A 17,700-nucleotide genomic window follows, 5' to 3' on the forward strand; every position below is an offset into this window, starting at 1 on the left:
CCACCAGGTTCGACAAGACCGCCGTGTCCTACCAAGCCGCCGCCACCCTCGCCTCACTCCTCATGTGGGCCTGACCTTTGACGACACTGCCTAGGGCGTGTTTCGAAAGTGCTGGTCACAGCCACTCGTTGATGGCTGCGACCAGCACGGTCGCTTCGTAGCGGACGGCGAGTTTCTCATACCTCGTGGCGACTGCGCGGTGGCGTTTGAGGCGGTTGATCCCGCACTCCACCGCGTGGCGCTCCTTGTAGTCGTCCTTGTCGAACTTCGGAGGCCGACCGCCGTGGGGGCCGCGCTTCTTGCGGTTGGCGACCTGGTCGCACTTCTCCGGGATCGTGCAGAAGACGCGTCGTCTGCGCAGGTAGACGCGGTTCGCGCGCGAGCCGTACGCCTTGTCGGCGCGGACCTTGTCCGGCCGGGTGCGTGGCCGCCCCGGACCGAGACGCGGCACACGGATACGGCCCAGGACCACCTGGAACTGCGGGGAGTCGCCGCGCTGCCCAGCGGTGATCACGAGCGACATCAGCTTCTGCGCCTGCTCGACCGCCAGGTGGATCTTGGTAGTCAGCCCGCCGCGGGAGCGTCCGAGCCCGTGGTCGTCGGGCTCGGTGAAGACGCCGCCGGGCGGCTCGACCTGAAGGTCCCCCTTTTGCGCGCACCGGCCGCGTGCTGGTGCGCGCGAGCGATCGTGGAGTCCACGGAGATATCCCAGGTGATCAGGCCCTTCGCATCGGCGCGGGCCTGCAACTGCTCAAGGATCCGGTGCCACGTGCCGTCGCGCTGCCAGCGGCGGAACAGCCCGCACACCGTCTCCCACGGCCCGTACTGCTCGGGCAGATCCCGCCACGGCATGCCCGAGCGGGTGCGGAACCGTATGCCGTTGATCAGCTGCCGCTTGGTGTGCACCGGCGGCCGACCGGGCTTGATGCCCTGCGGTAGCAGCGGTTCCAGCACCACCCACTGGGCATCCGTCAGATCTCCCCGAGCCACGGATCAAGATCATCGCATGACCTTGATCCACTTCTGAAACACGCCCTAGTTCGCGGACCTCGCACGGTGGGCGGCGATCAGGTCGCGGTACCAGGTGTAGGAGGCCTTCGGGGTGCGCTGTTGGGTCGCGAAGTCGACGTGGATGAGGCCGAAGCGCTGGTGGTAGCCCTCGGCCCACTCGTAGTTGTCGAGGAGGGACCAGGTGTAGTAGCCGCGGATGTCGATGCCTTCGGCGATGGCGGCGGCGAGGGCGTCGAGGTGGGCGGACATGAAGTCGATGCGGGGTTGGTCGGGGGTGGTGGACTCGGTGACGGAGCAGCCGTTCTCGGTGATGGTGATGGGTGGGAGGGATTTACCGTAGGTGTCGCGGAGGTTGAGGAGGAGTTGGCGGAGGGCGTCGGGGACGACGGGCCAGCCGAAGGCGGTGTGGGGGACGTCGGGGATGTCGACGAAGTCGAAGGGGAGGCCCGGATCGGTGGGGGCGGCGATGCGGGTGGGGTTGTAGAAGTTGAGGCCGAGGCCGTCGAGGCCGGGGGCGGCGATGAGGTCGGTGTCGCCGGGGTGGATGGCGCCGTACAGGTCGTCGGGGACACCCAGGGCGGAGAGGTCGGGGTAGCGGCCGAGGAGGACGGGGTCGGTGAACAGGCGGTTGTGGAGGGCGTCGTAGGCCTGGGCGGCGGCGAGGTCGGCGTCGGAGGGGGTGGCCGGCTCGACCGGGGTGAGGTTGTTGGAGAGCATCACCTCCAGGCCGCGGTCGTGGAGGACCGAGGCGGCCAGACCGTGGGCGAGGAGCTGGTGGTGGGCGGCCGGGAGGGCCTCCAGCATCAGGGTGCGGCCGGGGGCGTGGGTGCCCAGGGCGTAGCCGAAGACGGTGTGGACGAAGGGCTCGTTGAGGGTGATCCAGGCGGGGACGCGGTCGCCGAGGCGGTCGGTCACGATCGCGGCGTAGTCGGCGAAGTGGTGGGCGGTGTCGCGGTTCAACCAGCCGCCGCCGTCTTCCAGGGCCTGCGGGAGGTCCCAGTGGAAGAGGGTGGGGAGCGGGGTGATGCCGGCGTCGAGGAGGGCGTCCACCAGGCGGTCGTAGAAGGCGAGTCCGGCGGGGTTCACGGGACCGCTGCCCGTGGGGAGCACGCGGGGCCAGGCGATGGAGAAGCGGTAGCCGTCGAGCCCGAGGTCCTTCATCAGCGCGATGTCCTCGGGGTACCGGTGGTAGTGGTCGCAGGCCACCGCGCCCGTGTGGCCGTCGCGGACGGCGCCGGGGCGGGCCGCGAAGACGTCCCAGACGGAGGGCCCGCGGCCGTCCTCGGTCACCGCCCCCTCGATCTGGTAGGCGGCGGTGGCGGCGCCCCAGCGGAACCCCGTCGGCAGGTCGTAGCGGTCCGGCATGACTGCCTCCTGACGTGAACGTGAGGGGAACTCATGTTACTGACGCGACACCGAAACGCCAGGGGCAACCGGCCACCACGACAAGGGAAACCCGGCCGGAGGAGCGCGGCGCGCGCCCCGGCGGGAGTGGCCGGACGGGCCCCGACCGCCCGCGCGCCATCCCACCGGGCCCCGTCCGGTGGCCGACCGCCGGGGAGGGAGGTTGCATGGGGTGACCGGGCCCCAGCGATTCGGGAGGCTGCCGTGTACGAGATGTGGGCCGAGCACGACCCGGCGGTGTCACCGCCGGCCGTGGTGTGGCACGTGGTGACGAAGAACGACTCGTCGACGTCCCTGTGCGGACGTTTCCTCGAACCCGCCCAGCGCGTCGCGCCGGCCGCGGGCGGCGGGGAGTCGGCGGGCCCGGACCGCTACTGCGATCCATGCCTGATCACCGTTCGCGAGGCCATGGCCGCGGCGGCTCGGTGACCGACGCCGTCAGGTCGCCCCGGGTCCGTCCGACCGATCTTGGCGGGACAGGACCTGGGCGTCCGAGGGCGGCGACGGCAACGGCGACGGCGAGGGCGTGAACAGGAGCACCTGAGCGGGAGGTTGGGCGGTTCCGACCGTCCGGGCCGGTCAGTACGGCCCGGCCAGTGCGGCCACCCCCGGGAAGCGGGCGATCGCCTGGCCGGCGGTCGGCGGGTGGGCACGCCGGGGTCGCAGTGCGCCGAGGGCCACCGCGGGCCTGGCCAGCCGGGCGGGTCTGGCGGCGAGGGAGAACACCTCGAAGTAGGCGGCCGAGACGGCGGGGTCGGTGAGGGCCGCGCCCAGCACCCGGCGGGTGTACCAGCGGGTGAACACGGCGGCGGGCCCGGCGGCGGTGGCGGGGTGGCTCGACAGCGCGTCCGGGAAGCCCTCGTCCTGGTCCTTGGCCATGTCCCAGGGCGTGTCGACGACCCTGGCGATCCGCCGCTGGATCAGTGCGCTCACCCCCGGGTGCAGGCCTTCGCTGTCGACGGCGGCGCGGATGGCGGCGGCGCACTGGGCGGCGACCGTCATGCCGTGCCCGTACACCGGGTTCAGCGCCGCCACCGCGTCGCCGGTGGCGGCGAACCCGGCCAGCGGGCCGCCCTCGTAGCATTCGTAGCGGCGCCGGCGGTTCAGTGTCCCGTGGCAGGTGCGGATCGGGCCGAGCGGGCGGGCGGCACGGGCGAGGTCGTGGACGACCGGGTGGTCCAGCGCCTTCAGGAAGTCGTGGAACTCGCGCTCGCCCCTGGCGGGTTCGCCGCCCCGGGTGCCGGAGAGCGTGACGATCCAGCGCCCGTCCTCGATCGGGATGATGGTGGCGCCCCGACCGGGCCGGCCACGCCCCGGGACGGGCACGATGCTCACCACCGGGAAGCCCTCGTTTCCGCCCGGCGTCTCGAACACCCGGGCGGCGTAGGCGAGTCCGGCGTCCACCGTCTCCTCGCACAGGCCCTTGACCCCCAGCGCGCGCAGCCACTCCGGGGCGCGGGAGCGGCGGCCGGTCGCGTCCACGACCAGGTCGGCCCGCAGGGTCTCCCGCGAGCCGTCCGGGTTCTCGATGTGGACCCCGACGATCCGGCCCGGGCCGCCCACCAGGCCGAGGACGGAGGTGCGTTCGCGGACCGTCACGTTCGCCTGCTCGCGCAGCCGCCGCCGCACGACGTGGTCGAGCAGGTGGCGGCTGCACGCGATCAGGTAGGCCGGCGAGTCGAAGCCCTGGAGCCAGCCCGGCCCGAGGCGCATCAGCAGGCCGGCGGGGATCGAGCGGTAGTGGGCGCCGGCGGCGAGCAGGGCGTCGAGCGTTCCGGGCAGGACCTCCTCGACGGCGTCCGCGCCGCCGCCGAGCAGGATGTGGCTGAACTCGCCCTGCGGCAGGCCCCGGCGCGGGCCGGGCAGGACGGGCAGGACGTCCTGTTCGAGAACGGTGACGGTCCGGGCGTGCGGCGCCAGGGCGGCGGCGGCCAGCGTGCCGGCCAGGCCGCCGCCGAGGACGAGGGCCGTGCTCACCCGGCGGCTCCGGTGGAGGCGAGGCCGTCCCGGCGGGTCGCGCGCATCCACACCGGGCCGGGGCGCAGCGTGGCGAGCGGCAGCTCGCGGACGGTCCGGCCGGGGACGTGCTCCAGCCGCCAGGCCCGCATGATCGTGGCGAGCAGCAGGACGGACTCGGTCATGCCGAACTGCTCGCCGACGCAGCGGCGCGGTCCCGCGCCGAAGCCGATGAACGGGCCGCGCTGCGGGTGGACGCCCACCCACCGCTCGGGGTCGAAGCGGTCGGGGTCGGGGAACAGGGCGGACTGGCGGTGCAGGAGGTAGGGGCTGTAGACGACCGTCGTGCCCTCGCGCAGGCGGTGCGCGCCGAGTTCGGTGTCGGTGGCCGTGACGCGGGTGAGCAGCCAGCCCGGGGAGTACAGCCGGACGGCCTCGCGGACGACCCGGGTGGTGAGCTCCAGCCCGTCCACGCTCGCCGACGTGCCGGCCGCCGGGGTGGCGTCGGTCTCGGCCGCGTCCACACCGAGCGCGTCCGCCTCGGGCGCGTTCACCCCGAGCACGGTCACCCCGGTCGCGTCCACGTGGGCCGCGTCCACCTCGGCCCGGACCCGATCGGCGATGTCCGGGTGCTGGGCGAGCAGGTGCAGGGCCCACACGGTGGAGTTGGCGATGGTGTCGAAGCCGGCGGCGAAGATCGTCATCACCTGGTCGGTGACCTCCGCGTTGGAGAGCGCCTGCCCGCCCGCGTCAGCGGCCACCAGCGTCGACACCAGGTCGCCCCGGTCCTCCGGATCCGCGCGGTAGGCGGTGACGACCTCGTCGACCAGGCGCACCAGCCGGCTGCGGGCGGCGTCGTAGCGGCGGTTGGCCGGCAGCGGGATCCGGTTGAGCCGGTGGGGCAGCAGCATGCGCCGGTAGGAGCCGCCGATCAGCAGCACGAAGTCGTCGACGGTCTCCTGGAGGCCGGTGAACGGCAGCCGGGTGAACAGGGTCGAGACCAGGCTGCGCCCGGCGGCCAGGCTCAACTCGGCGGTGATGTCGACCTCCTGCCCGTCGCTCCAGGACCCGGCCAGCCGCCGGGCCTCCCGGGCCATCACCTCCGTGTACCGCGCGATCCGGTCGGCGCGGAAGGCGGGCTGGACGTAGCGGCGCTGGCGGCGGTGGTCGGCGTGGGGGCAGGTCACCAGGCCGTTGCCGGCGAAGTCGCGGACCCGTTCGAACAGGAACCCGCCCTTGTCGAAGACCCGGTCCTCGCGCAGGACGTGCCGGGTCAGCTCCAGGTCGCAGACCACCACCGCGGAGACCGGCCCCAGTCTGATCTGGACGAGGCCGCCGTACCGGGGCAGGGAACGCAGGAACGCCAGCGGGTCGCGCAGGAACGGCACCAGGTGCCCGAGCAGCGGCAGGCCGCCGGGCGGACGGGGGATCATCGCGGTGACTCCGTATGGTAGCGGGCGGCCGTCGCCGTCCAGTGGATGAGCGCGCGGGTGAAGCGGACCAGTCCGAGGGCGAAGGCCCGCACCTCGCCGGGCGACGAAGGGTCGCGGGCGATGCCGTCCGCCAGGAACTCCAGCGTCGTCGACTCGGCCTCGCACAGCGCCCCGAGCCGGGCCGACGCCTCTTCGGGGGCCAGGCCCTCGTGGACGGTGAACGAGCGCAGCAGGTTCTTGCCGTTCCCGGCGGCGGACTCCCCCTCTGCGGAGTAGAGGTCGTTGACCCAGCAGACGACGTGGTTGAAGCGCATCAGCAGGTCCGCCACCCTCGGGTGCCGGAACACCTCGTCGGCGAGGTCCAGGCCGTGGGCGAGCTCGATCCAGCCCGCCGCGCACGACACGGCGCCGTCCTGGTCCCGTCGGCGGAGGTACTCGGGGACGGTCTGCACGGCGCCGGCCGGGGCGGCGGCCCCGAGGTCCTGGAAGGGGGTGTCACGGAAGGCGGTGTCGCGGAAGGCGGTGTCGCGGAAGGCGGTGTCGCGGAGCGGGGTCTCGTCGAGGTAGCCGAGCGAGGTGTCCAGGTACGCGCGGAAGTACGCCGCGTAGCGCGACCGCCACTGCGGCGGCGTCAGCTCGGCCGTCTCCCGCCACAGCACCGCGAACGCCTCGACGAGTGCGTCGCCGGGCGGCTCGATGCCATCCGAACCGCCGTCCGAAGCACCACCCAAGCCGCCACCCGAGCCGCCGCCCGGAACGCTACCCAGAACGCCGTCCGAACCGCCGCCCGAACCACCGCCCAGGACGTCCGTGAGTGCCCGGACGGTCCGCCGGGCCGCCGTGACGGGCCCGCCGATCCACTGGTCGTCGAAGCGGTCGTCGAGGATCCAGGTGAGCACCAGCCACTTCGCCGCCGCGACCAGCCGCGGACCCCGGGGAACGTCGCCCCACGCCTCCGCCACCAGGTCCAGGTGGCCCTGTGCCAGGAACCCTTGGACGTCACCGCCGAGCACGCCGCTCGCCACCAGCCACGCCCCGACGTCCCGGCGGAGGGCGTCGGCCTCGCCGTGCGGCGCCGGTCTGGCGACTCCCGCGAGGAGGTCCGGGCCTCCGGGGTGCTCGGCGGCGAGGCCGCACATGCCGCGGTACGGCGAAATGCCCATGCCCGTGCTCCCCCTCGCTCACCACCTCCGACCGGCCGGTCGGAGAAGGACCAGTCTGGCCAGCCACCGCGACTGTTCAAAGCGCAACCATCGCTTTTCCCCCGCACGAGTGATCGCGCCGTCACCACGTCGACACGGACCGTGACCAGTCCCACCCCCTCCCGACGCGCCCCACCCCTCGGCGGCCAGGCTCTCGCCGGGCGTCCGATAACCGGTTGGGACGTGGTGCCGGAGTGGCTACGGTGGCGGGATGGCGACTCAGGTGATTGTGCTGAACGGCGGTTCCAGCTCGGGCAAGTCCGGGATCGCCCGGTGCCTGCAGGCGGTGCTGCCGGAGCCCTGGCTGACGGTCGGGGTCGACACCCTGATCGAGGCGGCGCCCGCGTCCCTGCACGATACGGACGGGGGCATCGGCTTCGCGGCCGATGGCGGGGTGAGCGTCGGGGCTGCGTTCCGGGCCTTGGAGGCGGCGTGGATCGCGGGGGTCGCGGCCATGGCGGGGGCGGGCGCGCGGGTGATCGTCGACGAGGTCTTCCTCGGCCGGTCGGAGTCCCAACTCCGCTGGGAGAAGGCACTCGTGGGCCTGGACGTGCTGTGGGTCGGGGTCCGCTGCGAGGCGGCGGTGGCCACCGGCCGGGAGCTTGCCCGGGGGAACCGGATCCTGGGGATGGCCGCTTCGCAGGCGGAGCTGGTCCACCAGGGCGTGCGCTACGACCTGGAGGTGGACACCTCGCGCACCGAGTCGCTGGAGTGCGCGCGGAGGATTGCCGCCCACCTCGGGGGCGGCGCCGCCGGATCCGCCCCCGTGGGCGGGTGACCTGGGCCTGGGCCCAGGCCCAGGTCAGGCCCCTGGCCCTGACCGACGCGGAGTCGGCGTCGGTCAGGGCCAGGGGCACGGGCAGGGCTCAGGCCTGAGGTCAGGGGTTCTCCCGGTGCCGCCACCGCACCGGGTCGGCGGCGCTCGGCACCGACGCGTCGGCTCCCGGCGCTCCGGCCCCGGTCCGCGCCAGCGGCCGGTAGTCGGCGCACGACAGCACGAGCAACTCGTTGTCACCGGGCTGGAATTCGTAGTCCACCCGCTCCACGCGGCTCGTGATCCCGAGGACGTCCAGGTGTTGGCGCAACCCGTCCAGCTCCCCGTAGCGGACACCGGTGTCGTACACCATGACGGGGAAGAGCCGGACTTCGCGGCGGGCGATCCGGGCGAGTTCCAGGAGGGCCGCCAGGTGGAAGTCCCCGTCCAGCCGGTTGCCGTACGAGAAGAGCAGGTGCGAGCTGAGGACCAGGTCGAAGGAGTCGTCGGCGAACGGGAGTTCGGGCAGTGAGCCGGCGACGTAGCGGTCCGGGCGGGCGGCGATGTCGGCCTGGAAGTCGCGGGCGTTGGCGATCCACTGCCGGGTGAGGCGGTCGGGGTCGCCGTACCACGTCCAGACGAAGTCCGATGCCTCTCGGACCAGTTGGTCGCGCTTGTGCCGGGTCTCCCGTTCGACGAGGACGCCGAGGTCCTCCCGGTGGCGGGCGTACTCGCGGTCGACGGCCACCGCGTCGATGCCGCGCCGGCCGGCCTCGGCCGTGAAGCTGGCCGCGCCGCCCGGGCAGTCCAGGATGCGCCGGCCGGGGGCGAGGTCGCCGTCGGTGAGCGCGAACATCGCGCGGTACTCGTCGAAGCAGCGTGCGCTGACCAGCACGGTTCAGCCCCTCCCGATGTACGGCATGGTGGTGGGCAGGACGGTCAGGGACTGGACGTTGGTGTCCGGCGGCATCGAGGCCATCAGCAGGACGGCCTCGGTGAAGCGTTCCACCGGGATGGTCGCCTCGACCGCCATCGTGCCGTCCGCCTGCATGGCGGCGGGCTGCGGGCCGCCGTCGACCGGGGTGACGTTGCCGACGTCGATCTGGCCGACCGCGATGCCGTGCGCGCGGCCGTCCAGGGAGAGCACCTTGGTGAGGCCGAGGACGGCGTGCTTGGCGGCCGTGTAGGCGATGGAGTTGGGCCGCGGGACGTGGGCGGAGGGCGCGCCGTTGTTGATGATGCGCCCGCCCTGCGGGGACTGGGTGCTCATCACCCGGAAGGCCTCACGAGCGCAGAGGAAGCCCCCGGTGACGATGGTGTCCAGGACGCGGTTCCAGTCCTCGAACGGGGTCTCGGTGATGGGTCGGCGCGGGGCGGCGGCGCCGGCGTTGTTGAACAGCAGGTCGACCCGGCCGAAGCGGTCGCGGACGGCGTCGAACAGGGCCGCGACCTCCTCCGGTTGGCGGATGTCGGTCGGGACGGCCAGCACCCGGGCGGGGTCGACCTCCGCGAGGGCGATGGTCTCCTGGAGGGCGTCCTTGCGTCGCCCGGCCAGCGCGACGGACCAGCCTGCGCCCAGCAGGGCCAGGGACACGGCCCGGCCGAGCCCGCTGCCGCCGCCCGTGACGACGGCCGTCCGCCCGTGCGGCGCCTGTACGCTCCCGGTCACATGTCCTCCGTGTTCATCCAGATCCGCAGCATCCGCCGGGAGTTCGGCGCAGGCTCGTCCACGTAGGCCGAACGCCCGTGCAGGACCCGGCTGTTGCGGATGATCAGCAGGTCTCCGGCGGCCATCGGGAGGCCGAAGGCGATCTCGGGCCGGTAGAGCACCTCGTCGAGCACACCGAGCGCGTCCCACTGGCGGTCCGTCAGCGGCGGGCCGCCGCGGTCGGGGGACGAGCGGACGGTGCGGGTCTGGTAGTAGCAGGCGATGGTCCCGTCCTTCTGGGTGTAGAGGATCGGGGAGACCACGACCTGGGGCCCGGCCCGACCGGTCCGGTCGAAGGTCCAGTCCTCGGTGAGGGTGGCGAGGGCGTCCGGCCGCTCCCGCTTGATCAGGTCGTAGACGTGCCGCGCACTCGCCAGCTTGGTCAACCCTCCACCGTTGTAGGCGGGTTGGATGCAGAGCAGGACGAGCAGGTCGCAGGTGTCGCAGTGGAATCCGAGCTCGGTGTTGCCGTCGCCGTCCTGGTCGTGCAGCACCTGGGTGAGGTCGCCGCGCCCGTTCTGCGGGACGATCTCGCCGAAGTCCCGCAGCAGGAACGACAGGGCCGCCGCGACCTCCTCCTCCGGGGCGGTCGGATCCATCAGCCCGGTGACGTGGGCGACGCCGACGGAACGGGCACCGCCCTGGACGAGCGCGCGCAGCTTCGCCCGGACCGGCTCGGCCGCGCCCCACCGTCCGGCCCGCGCGTCCGCCCAGAGCAGTTGTCGCTCACCCTCGTCGAGCGGGAGCGACCACTGCTCCCGCCGCGCCTCCAACTCCTCGCTGCTCCAGCCGATTTCGGACACCGTGTCGTCGTACATGTGCGGAACCACTCCTCTCTACCGCTGGGCGGCGGCCGCCGCCACCGCCTTGGACCAGAGCGCCAGCGCCTCGTCGACCTGCCCGGCCGTGACGGTCAGGGCCGGGATCATCCTGACCACGTTCAGGTGGATACCGCAGATCAGCAGCAGCAGGCCGAGGTCAGCCGCCGCCTGCTGGGCGCGCTTGGCGGTGTCCGGGTCCGGAGAGCCGTCCGGGTGGCAGAACTCGTTGCCGATCATCAGCCCGAGGCCCCGGACGTCGGCGACGCCCGGCGCTCCGGCGGCGACCGCCCGCAGGCCGTCCAGCAGCCGCGATCCCTGTTCGGCGGCGTTGTCGACCAGCTGCTCGTCCCGGATGACGTCCAGCGTGGCCAGCGCGGCGGCGCAGGCCACCGGGTTGCCGCCGTAGGTGCCGCCCTGCGAGCCGGGCCGGGCCCGCCGCATCAGGTCGGTCGGCGCGGCGATCGCGGACAGCGGGAAGCCACTGGCCAGGCCCTTGGCCGTGATCAGGACGTCGGGCACCACGCCCTCGTGGTGCAGGTGGGCCCAGAACCGGCCGGTGCGGCCGAAGCCCGTCTGGATCTCGTCGACGACCAGCAGGATGCCGTGCCGGTCCGCGCGCTCGCGCAGCCCGGCGAGGAACCCGGCGGGCGCGGGCACGTAGCCTCCCTCGCCGAGCACCGGTTCGACGAACATCGCGGCGGTCTCGGAGGGGGCGCTGACGGTCGCGAGCACCTGGTCGAGTCCGCGCAGGGCGTGCTCCACGGCCTGCGCCTCGCTCAGCCCGAGGCTCAGACCGAGCCGGAAGGCGTCGGGGAACGGCGCCACCGCGACACCGGGCATCACCGGGCCGATGCCCGCGCGGAAGCGGCTGCCGGCCGTGGTGAGCGCGGCCGCGCCCATGGTGCGGCCGTGGAAGGAGCCCTCGAAGACGATCACGTTCTGCCGGCCGGTGGCGTGCCGGGCGAGCCGCAGCGCCGCCTCCACCGCCTCGGTGCCGGCGGTGGCGTAGAACAGCGAGTCCAGGCCTGGCGGCAGCACCTCGCCGAGCCGCTCGGTGAGGGTGAGCAGGGGGTCGTGCAGCACGGTGGTGTACTGGCCGTGGATCAGCCGGCCGGCCTGCTCGCGCACCGCCTCCACCACGCGCGGGTGGCAGTGGCCGGTGCTGGTCACCCCCACGCCGGAGGTGAAGTCGAGGTAGCGGCGGCCGTCGGCGTCGAAGAGGTGGAGTCCTTCGCCGCGGGTGGCGACGACGGGGGTGGCCTGCTTGAGCACCGGGGAGAGCTGGGACACGAGGTCCGCCTTCCATGGGTCTGGGGGTACGGGTCGGTGGGGGCGCGGCTCACGGGGCGCCGGCGCGGCGGACGGGGGTCGGTCCTACGCACGGGAGTCAGTGCGGCGGACGGGAGTCAGTGCGGCGGTGCGACGGGCGGCAGGTAGCCGGCCTCGGCGGCCCGGGTGAGCGCGGCCGACCACCACTGCGAGGTGGGCTCGGCGAACCGGACGCCCAGCCGGTCCAGCACGGAGGTGGTGTACGCGCGGTCCACGAGGACGTTGCGCTCCTCCTGGAGGGACCACGCGGCGGCCAGCCCCGCCGCCGTCGGGTGGTCGCGTTCGGCCCGGGCGATCGCCGCCGCGAAGGCCTCGTCGTCGGTGAGCCGGACGGGGTGGCCGTGGCCGGCGAGCCAGCGGACGAGCTCGTCGTGCGGCGTCTCGTGCGGGCTCTCGACGTGGTAGGCGCCGGGCGCGGCGTACGGGTCCAGCGCGATCGCGGCGATCCCGGCGGCCACGGTGTCGACGTAGGAGAACGCGTAGGTGGTGCGCGGCCGGCGCGGGGCGGCGCCGGCCAGCAGGTAGCCGCGGATCAGCTGGTAGATCCGGTTGTCGCCGATGTTGGCCTGGAAGGCGCCGGTCCGGCTGTGCGCCGCGATGTGGCCGCTGCGGTACAGGTAGGCGGCCCGCCCGGTGGCCGCCCAGGCGCGGACGGTCTGCTCGGCGGCGAACTTGGTCCGCTCGTACGGGGTGCGGAAGTGCTGGCCGATCCGCAGGTCGGCCTCGCTGAAGCGGCGGGGCGGGCCGTCCACGCCGCCCGCGACGGCGAGCGTGGAGACGTGGTGGACGCGGGCCGCCGGGGCGTGCTCGTCGATCCAGCCGAGCAGCCGCCGCACCGCGGTGTGGTTGGTCCGCTCCAGGTCGTCGGGCGAGGCCACCAGCCGGACGTCCGCGGCGGCGTGCACGACGAGCTGCGCGCCCCGGGCCCACGCCAGTCCGGCCGGGGACAGGCCCAGCCCCTCCCGGTCGATGTCCCCGGCGACGACCTGGATCCGGCCGTCGTCGGCGCCCGCGCCCAACCGCCGGACGGCGCCGGCGTCGTGCTCGGCCCGGACCAAGCAGGTGACGTGGGCGCCCCGCTGGACGAAGGCGTCGAGCAGGTGCCGCCCCAGGTAGCCGGTGGCGCCGGTGAGCAGTACCCGGGCGGGTTCGCGCACCGTGGTGCGGGCCGCCGGTACGGCGGGTGCCCGGGTGCCGGGGTGGAGCAGCTGGCCGGAGGTCGACAGCGGCGCCCGGACGGGACGGGTGGCGGTACCGGCACCGACACCGGCCTCGGCGGCCACCGTCCCGGCGAACGCGGCGACGATCCGCTCGGCGGCTGGGTGCGGCAGACCGGGCCACCCGTACACCAGGTCGGCGACCAGCCGGTTCTCCACGATGCGGGCGGTGAGCCGCAGGTCGTACAGCGGGTCTCCGCCGGTGCAACGGGCCACTCCGGCCTGCTCGTCCGCGACGGTCCAGTCCAGTGCGGGCTCGTCGGGCAGCCGGAAGGTGCCGAGGAAGTTGAACCCGACGGCGGAGCGGGTGCCGGGTGCGTCCATCGCCTGGACGGGGGCCTCGCGCAGGCGCTGCGCGGCCCCCTCGGGGCCGGCCGACGCCTCGACCACCAGCCGCTTGACGGCGGTGAACCAGCCGACGGTGTCCAGGAATTCGCCCGGATCGCCGGCGGTGTCCCGGCCGTGGGTCTCCACCTCGACGGGCAGCCGCGGGTGGCCGCTCCAGCCGGTCACGGCGTCGGCGAAGGCCGCCAGCAGGAAGGCCTCCAGGCCGGTCCCGCCGCCGTGGCGGCCGACCAGCCGAGCGGTGCCGTCCTCGTCGAGCGTCCAGCCGACGGCCGCCGGCTGCGCGCGGACCACGGACTCCGGCGCGGACTCCGGAGAAGGCGACACCGGCGCCGGGGGCGGCGGCGCGGCAGCGGCCCACTGGTAGAAGTCGGGGGTCGGCGGCAGGTCGGCCGGCTTCTGGTCGAGCACCGCCCGGTAGGCGTGGGCGAGGTCGTCCAGCAGGATGCGCCACGACAGCCCGTCGACCACCAGGTGGTGCGCGATCAGGGCGAGCCGGTCGTCGGTGCCGGGCGGGCCGGTGAACAGGTGGGCGCGCAGCAGCCGGCCGGCCAACGGGTCCAGGCTGCGGTGGAGTTCGGTGCAGACCCCGGCGACGGTCTCGGCGATCGGGGCCGTCCCGCGCGGGATCCGGGAGAACGACAGCGGGTCGAGGTCGGCCACCGGCCGGGGTGCGTCGTAGCCCTCCGGCGAGACGGGCCGCCGCAGCGCCGGGTGGCGTTCCAGGACGGCCGCGAGCGCGGCCGAGAGCGCGGCCGGGTCGACGGCCGTCCGGCAGCGCAGCAGGACGGACTGGTTCCAGTGCCGCAGGTCGTCGACGGACCGCTGGAGGTACAGCCACCGCTGCGCGGGGGCGAGTTGACTCCCCCGGTCGCCGCTTCCGGTCCGCCCGGCCGGAGCGGAGGCCGGAACCGGTACGGCTGCGGCGGCTGCGGCCAGGCCGTGCGCGGTCGGGTGCCGGTAGAAGTCGTCGTAGTGGACGCGCAGGCCCGACCGGCGCAGGAAGGCGACGGTGCGCATGGCGAGGATGGAGTCCCCGCCGAGGTCCAGCACGTCGGTGTGCGGCCCGACCCCGGGCAGGCCCAGTGCGGCCGCCCAGAACCCGGCGATCGATCGGGCCAGCGCGTCCCCGTCCGAGGACGGCCCCGACTCCGCCCGGGCCTCGACCAGCTCGGCGACCAGCTCGGCCAGCCGATCCCGGTCGAGCTTGCCGTTCGGCCCGACCGGGAACTCCGGCAGGGTCAGGATCGGCTGCGGCACGGAGTAGCCGGGCAGTCGGTCGCGCAGGTAGGAGCCGATCCCGGCCAGCCCGGCGCCGTCGGCCGACAACCGTACGGCGGCCAGGAGTTGGTTCCCCACGGCGGTCTCCCGGACCAGCACCGCGGACCGGGCGACGCCCGGGAAGTCGTCCATCGCCCGCTCGATCTCGGCGAGGTCGACCCGGTAGCCCCGGATCTTGACCTGGCGGTCCACCCGGCCGAGGAAGACCAGGCTCCCGTCCGCCCGGCGTCGACACAAGTCGCCCGTGCGGTACATGCGTTCACCGTCGTGGCGGACGAACCCGCGCGCCGTCTCGGCGGGCCGGCCGAAGTAACCGGCACTGACGCCCCGGCCGCCGATCAGCAGCTCCCCCACCGCGCCGTCGGGCACCGGCCGCCCGTCGCCGTCCAGCAGGGCGAGCCGCACCTCGCCGATCCCGGTGCCGATCGGGACGGTCGGCTCCTCGGCCGGCAGCTGGCGGGCGGTCGCGGCGAGGAAGCAGGTGGCGCCGACGGTCGTCTCGGTCGGGCCGTAGTGGTTGACCAGCCGGGCGGTGACGCCGGTGTCGAGCAGGGCGGCCGCGAACGGGCGCGGCAGCGCCTCCCCGCCGAGCAGCACGGTGTGCAGGGGCGGGGCGTCGCCGGGCCGGCCCTCCAGCAGGACGGTCAGGTGCGAGGGGGTGGTCTTCAGCACGGACACCCCGGCGCGCCGCAGCGACGCCCAGAACGCCTCCGGGTCGCGCACCTCGCCGTCCGGCACCACGTGCACCGAACCGCCGACCGCGAGGGCCAGCAGCCAGGCGGTGTGGCCGAGGTCGGCGGCCAGCGTGGTGACGTGCGCGACGCACGGGGCGTCGGCCTCGGTGAAGCCCAGCCGGTCGGCCAGCGCCCGCGCGTAGTGCACCGCGTTGGCGTGGGTGACGGCCACCGCCTTGGGCTCGCCGCTCGACCCCGAGGTGAAGGACAGGTACGCGGGGTCCTCGGCCGCACCGAACATCAGCTCCTCGGCCCCGCAGAGCATGAGGTCCTCGGCCCCGCCGGGCATGAGGTCACCGGTCGTACCGGGCACGCTGCCCGGCGCGTCGGGCAGGCCCTCGGGCCCGGCCAGCCGGTCGACGTCCACCACCTCGGCCGGATGGCCCTCCGGCCCGGGGAAGGCCGCCTCGGTGCTGAGCACCCGGCCGATCCGGACGGCCGCCAGCCTCCGGGCGAGGTCGGCCGCCGACCAGTCCGGGTCGGCCATCACCGCCGCCGCGCCCGAGCGCAGCACGCCGTGCAGCAGCACCAGCATGCGGGCGTCCCGGGGCCCGAGCAGGGCGACCCGGTCGCCCGGGCCGGTGCCGGACGCGGCCAGCCGGGCCGCGATCCGGCCGGCCGCGGCGTCGAGGGTGCGGTAGTCGAGGGTGCGGTCGCCGTCGGTCAGGGCGGTCCGGTCCGGGTGCTCCCGGGCGAGCCGTAACAGGAACCCGGACAGCGACCGGGCGGACGACGCGGCCCGGTTGGACGGCGTGGACGGTGCGGACGGCGTGGACCGGACGTGCTGCGTCGCGAAGGTCACTCCGGCTCGCCTCCCGTCCGGGCCGCCCGCCCGGCGCGGACCGGCCCCGTCGCGTGCGGGTCCACGACCAGGGGGTCGCCCGCGAGGAACGCGTCCAGGCGCGGCCGGTCGGGCAGGCGTCCGGCCAGCTCCCAGGCCAGCATGCGGTGCAGGCCGTCGATGTGGATCAGTCCCTCCCGGACCAGCAGGTCCGTGTAGTCGGGGTGGTCGACCGCGCCGGTGCTCAGGTAGACCGGGGTGAACGGGGCCCACCGCAGCAGCCGGAGCTTGGCGGCGCAGACCGGGTTCGCGGCCGACCAGGCGGCCTCGTCGGAGCGGATGCGCTCGGCCGCCTCGGCCACCGTCAGGCCGGAGCGGGGCACGAGTTCGCGCGCGCCGCCCTCGCTCAGGTGCCAGGGCAGGACGACGCCGAGGACGTCCGAGCGCGAGAGCCGGATGCGCCACCAGCCGCCGGGGATCCGGCCGGCGCGTTCGACGTTCTCCTCGCCGTCCCGGTTGCTGTTCGCCTCGTGGGCGCGCTCCACCGGGTGGTCCCGCAGGTAGGCGTGGTGGACCTCGGCGTAGGCGACGGCGGTGACGATCTCCACGCGGTGCTCCTCAGACAGTTCCGATCATGCTGTTCCGGCCAGGGCGTTCCGGTCAGGCGGTTCCGATCGAACAGTTCCGGTCAGGCGGTTCCGACGTACTCGGTGAAGTGCCGTTCCGCGAACAGCTCCGGCCACCGGCCCTCCGCCAGGCCGAGTTCACGGGCCCGGGCGAGCATCAGCCGCCAGTGCGGCTTCACCGGGCGCCAGCGCGCCCCCACCTGGCAGTAGGACGCGTCGATGAAGTACCGGGGCCTGCCCGGGCCGTCCGGCGCCGGTCTGCGGGTGTGGAACAGCGCCGAGTTGAGAAGCACCGTGGAGCCGGGCGGCAGCCGGTCGATGACCACCTCGCCGGGCAGTTCGGCGGTGCCGTGGTGGGCGTACGCCGTCTTCCCGACGGTACGCCGGTGCGAGCCGGGCAGGACGGCCAGGCTGCCGACCTTCTCGTCGAGGCCGCCGAGGTAGTGCAGCGCGTGGACCATCAGCAGCGACGGGTCGGCGCGGTCGTTGGGCTCGCAGTCGTGGTGCCAGGCCTTGCCGGGGATCCCCGGGGCCTGGCGGTCGCTGTGCAGGTGGTGGAAGACGAAGGACGGCCCCATCAGACCGGACAGCGTCCGTAAGAGCGGTGGGTGGGTGAGGAGTTCGCCGTGGGCCGGCAGTTCCAGTTCCAGCACCGGGGGCGGGCCGTGCCGGGCGGGGTCGGTGCAGGCGGCGATCGAGCGGGCCCGTAGGCCCTCGTCCACCCAGCGGTCGACCTCGGGGGCCAGCCTGGCCCCGAGCGGCTCCGGCACCAGGCCGGGCAGGACCAGGTATCCGGATTCCAGGAACTGACGGTGTTGCTCGGTGTCTAGGGCTTCACGCCCTCCGGAAGTCTGCGTCACCGAACCGGCCCCCTCCTTCCGGATGACGGGTCGCACAGTCGGGCACGGCGGATGGGACCTGAACGGGTTCTATGAAACGCACGGGATCATCCAGACCTCGGGTGGCGCCGGGTTCGTCCGTCGTCGCCACAGCTGACACACGTTCACCACGAAAGGGCACGAGTTGATCACGCAAGGTAGTCCGCTGAGGAGTATGAACCGTTGTTCGTGTCCACCACAAGACCATCGCCGACTCCTG

At 74.1% G+C, this 17,700-nt stretch carries 13 protein-coding genes and 1 pseudogene; 2 read left to right on the top strand and 12 right to left on the bottom strand.

Translation table 11 applies throughout. The features are described 5' to 3' along the window. Window positions 1–115 precede the first annotated feature (115 nt). Together AB0O82_RS22705 and AB0O82_RS22710 are read right to left on the bottom strand one after the other, a co-directional pair. Window positions 116–990 (bottom strand): annotated as a pseudogene (locus AB0O82_RS22705) (IS5 family transposase). Window positions 991–1,035: 45 nt separating this feature from the next. Then, on the bottom strand, window positions 1,036–2,376 hold the full coding sequence (locus tag AB0O82_RS22710; protein ID WP_363585766.1) for a GH1 family beta-glucosidase: 1,341 nt from the start codon (window positions 2,374–2,376) through the stop codon (window positions 1,036–1,038). Window positions 2,377–2,619: 243 nt separating this feature from the next. On the opposite strand from AB0O82_RS22710, the gene AB0O82_RS22715 reads away from it, so the two are divergent. Then, window positions 2,620–2,844: a hypothetical protein gene (locus AB0O82_RS22715; protein WP_363585767.1), complete on the top strand. Its 225-nt coding sequence runs from the start codon at window positions 2,620–2,622 to the stop codon at window positions 2,842–2,844. A gap of 150 nt (window positions 2,845–2,994) precedes the next feature. Here the strand turns inward: AB0O82_RS22715 and AB0O82_RS22720 are convergent, their stop codons facing one another. The 3 genes from AB0O82_RS22720 to AB0O82_RS22730 are packed head-to-tail and all read right to left on the bottom strand — an operon-like array spanning window position 2,995 to window position 6,967. Beyond that, window positions 2,995–4,392, bottom strand: coding sequence for an FAD-binding protein (locus tag AB0O82_RS22720; protein ID WP_363585768.1), 1,398 nt, complete (start codon window positions 4,390–4,392; stop codon window positions 2,995–2,997). Further along, window positions 4,389–5,804, bottom strand: a complete 1,416-nt coding sequence (locus tag AB0O82_RS22725; RefSeq protein ID WP_363585769.1) for a cytochrome P450 — start codon at window positions 5,802–5,804, stop codon at window positions 4,389–4,391. The genes AB0O82_RS22720 and AB0O82_RS22725 overlap by 4 nt, the downstream gene beginning before the upstream one ends. Beyond that, window positions 5,801–6,967: a terpene synthase family protein gene (locus tag AB0O82_RS22730; RefSeq protein WP_363585770.1), complete on the bottom strand. Its 1,167-nt coding sequence runs from the start codon at window positions 6,965–6,967 to the stop codon at window positions 5,801–5,803. Before AB0O82_RS22730 ends, AB0O82_RS22725 begins: the two co-directional genes overlap by 4 nt. A 250-nt stretch (window positions 6,968–7,217) precedes the next feature. On the opposite strand from AB0O82_RS22730, the gene cpt reads away from it, so the two are divergent. Continuing rightward, a complete protein-coding gene (gene cpt / locus AB0O82_RS22735) occupies window positions 7,218–7,784 on the top strand; it encodes a chloramphenicol phosphotransferase CPT (RefSeq protein WP_363585771.1) in 567 nt (188 codons plus the stop codon). A 100-nt stretch (window positions 7,785–7,884) separates the two neighbouring features. Here the strand turns inward: cpt and AB0O82_RS22740 are convergent, their stop codons facing one another. From AB0O82_RS22740 to AB0O82_RS22770, 7 genes are all read right to left on the bottom strand, one after another. Then, complete coding sequence (locus AB0O82_RS22740) at window positions 7,885–8,655, bottom strand: methyltransferase domain-containing protein (RefSeq protein ID WP_363585772.1); 771 nt, start codon at window positions 8,653–8,655, stop codon at window positions 7,885–7,887. 3 nt (window positions 8,656–8,658) lie between these two features. Beyond that, the gene (locus AB0O82_RS22745; protein WP_363585773.1) at window positions 8,659–9,429 is read right to left on the bottom strand and encodes an SDR family oxidoreductase; all 771 of its coding nucleotides are present in this window, start codon (window positions 9,427–9,429) and stop codon (window positions 8,659–8,661) included. Continuing rightward, the gene (locus AB0O82_RS22750; RefSeq protein ID WP_363585774.1) at window positions 9,426–10,286 is read right to left on the bottom strand and encodes a TauD/TfdA family dioxygenase; all 861 of its coding nucleotides are present in this window, start codon (window positions 10,284–10,286) and stop codon (window positions 9,426–9,428) included. Before AB0O82_RS22750 ends, AB0O82_RS22745 begins: the two co-directional genes overlap by 4 nt. Before the next feature lie 18 nt (window positions 10,287–10,304). Then, on the bottom strand, window positions 10,305–11,579 hold the full coding sequence (locus AB0O82_RS22755; RefSeq protein WP_363585775.1) for an aminotransferase class III-fold pyridoxal phosphate-dependent enzyme: 1,275 nt from the start codon (window positions 11,577–11,579) through the stop codon (window positions 10,305–10,307). Between the two features lie 116 nt (window positions 11,580–11,695). Further along, a complete protein-coding gene (locus tag AB0O82_RS22760; RefSeq protein ID WP_363585776.1) occupies window positions 11,696–15,997 on the bottom strand; it encodes an amino acid adenylation domain-containing protein in 4,302 nt (1,433 codons plus the stop codon). Continuing rightward, window positions 15,994–16,584, bottom strand: coding sequence for a DUF6309 family protein (locus AB0O82_RS22765; RefSeq protein WP_363585777.1), 591 nt, complete (start codon window positions 16,582–16,584; stop codon window positions 15,994–15,996). The genes AB0O82_RS22760 and AB0O82_RS22765 overlap by 4 nt, the downstream gene beginning before the upstream one ends. A gap of 80 nt (window positions 16,585–16,664) precedes the next feature. Continuing rightward, window positions 16,665–17,462, bottom strand: coding sequence for a phytanoyl-CoA dioxygenase (locus AB0O82_RS22770; protein WP_363585778.1), 798 nt, complete (start codon window positions 17,460–17,462; stop codon window positions 16,665–16,667). Between the last annotated feature and the right edge of the window lie 238 nt (window positions 17,463–17,700).

Origin of the sequence: Kitasatospora sp. NPDC088264, assembly GCF_040685715.1 — a bacterium.
GTDB lineage: Bacteria > Actinomycetota > Actinomycetes > Streptomycetales > Streptomycetaceae > Kitasatospora.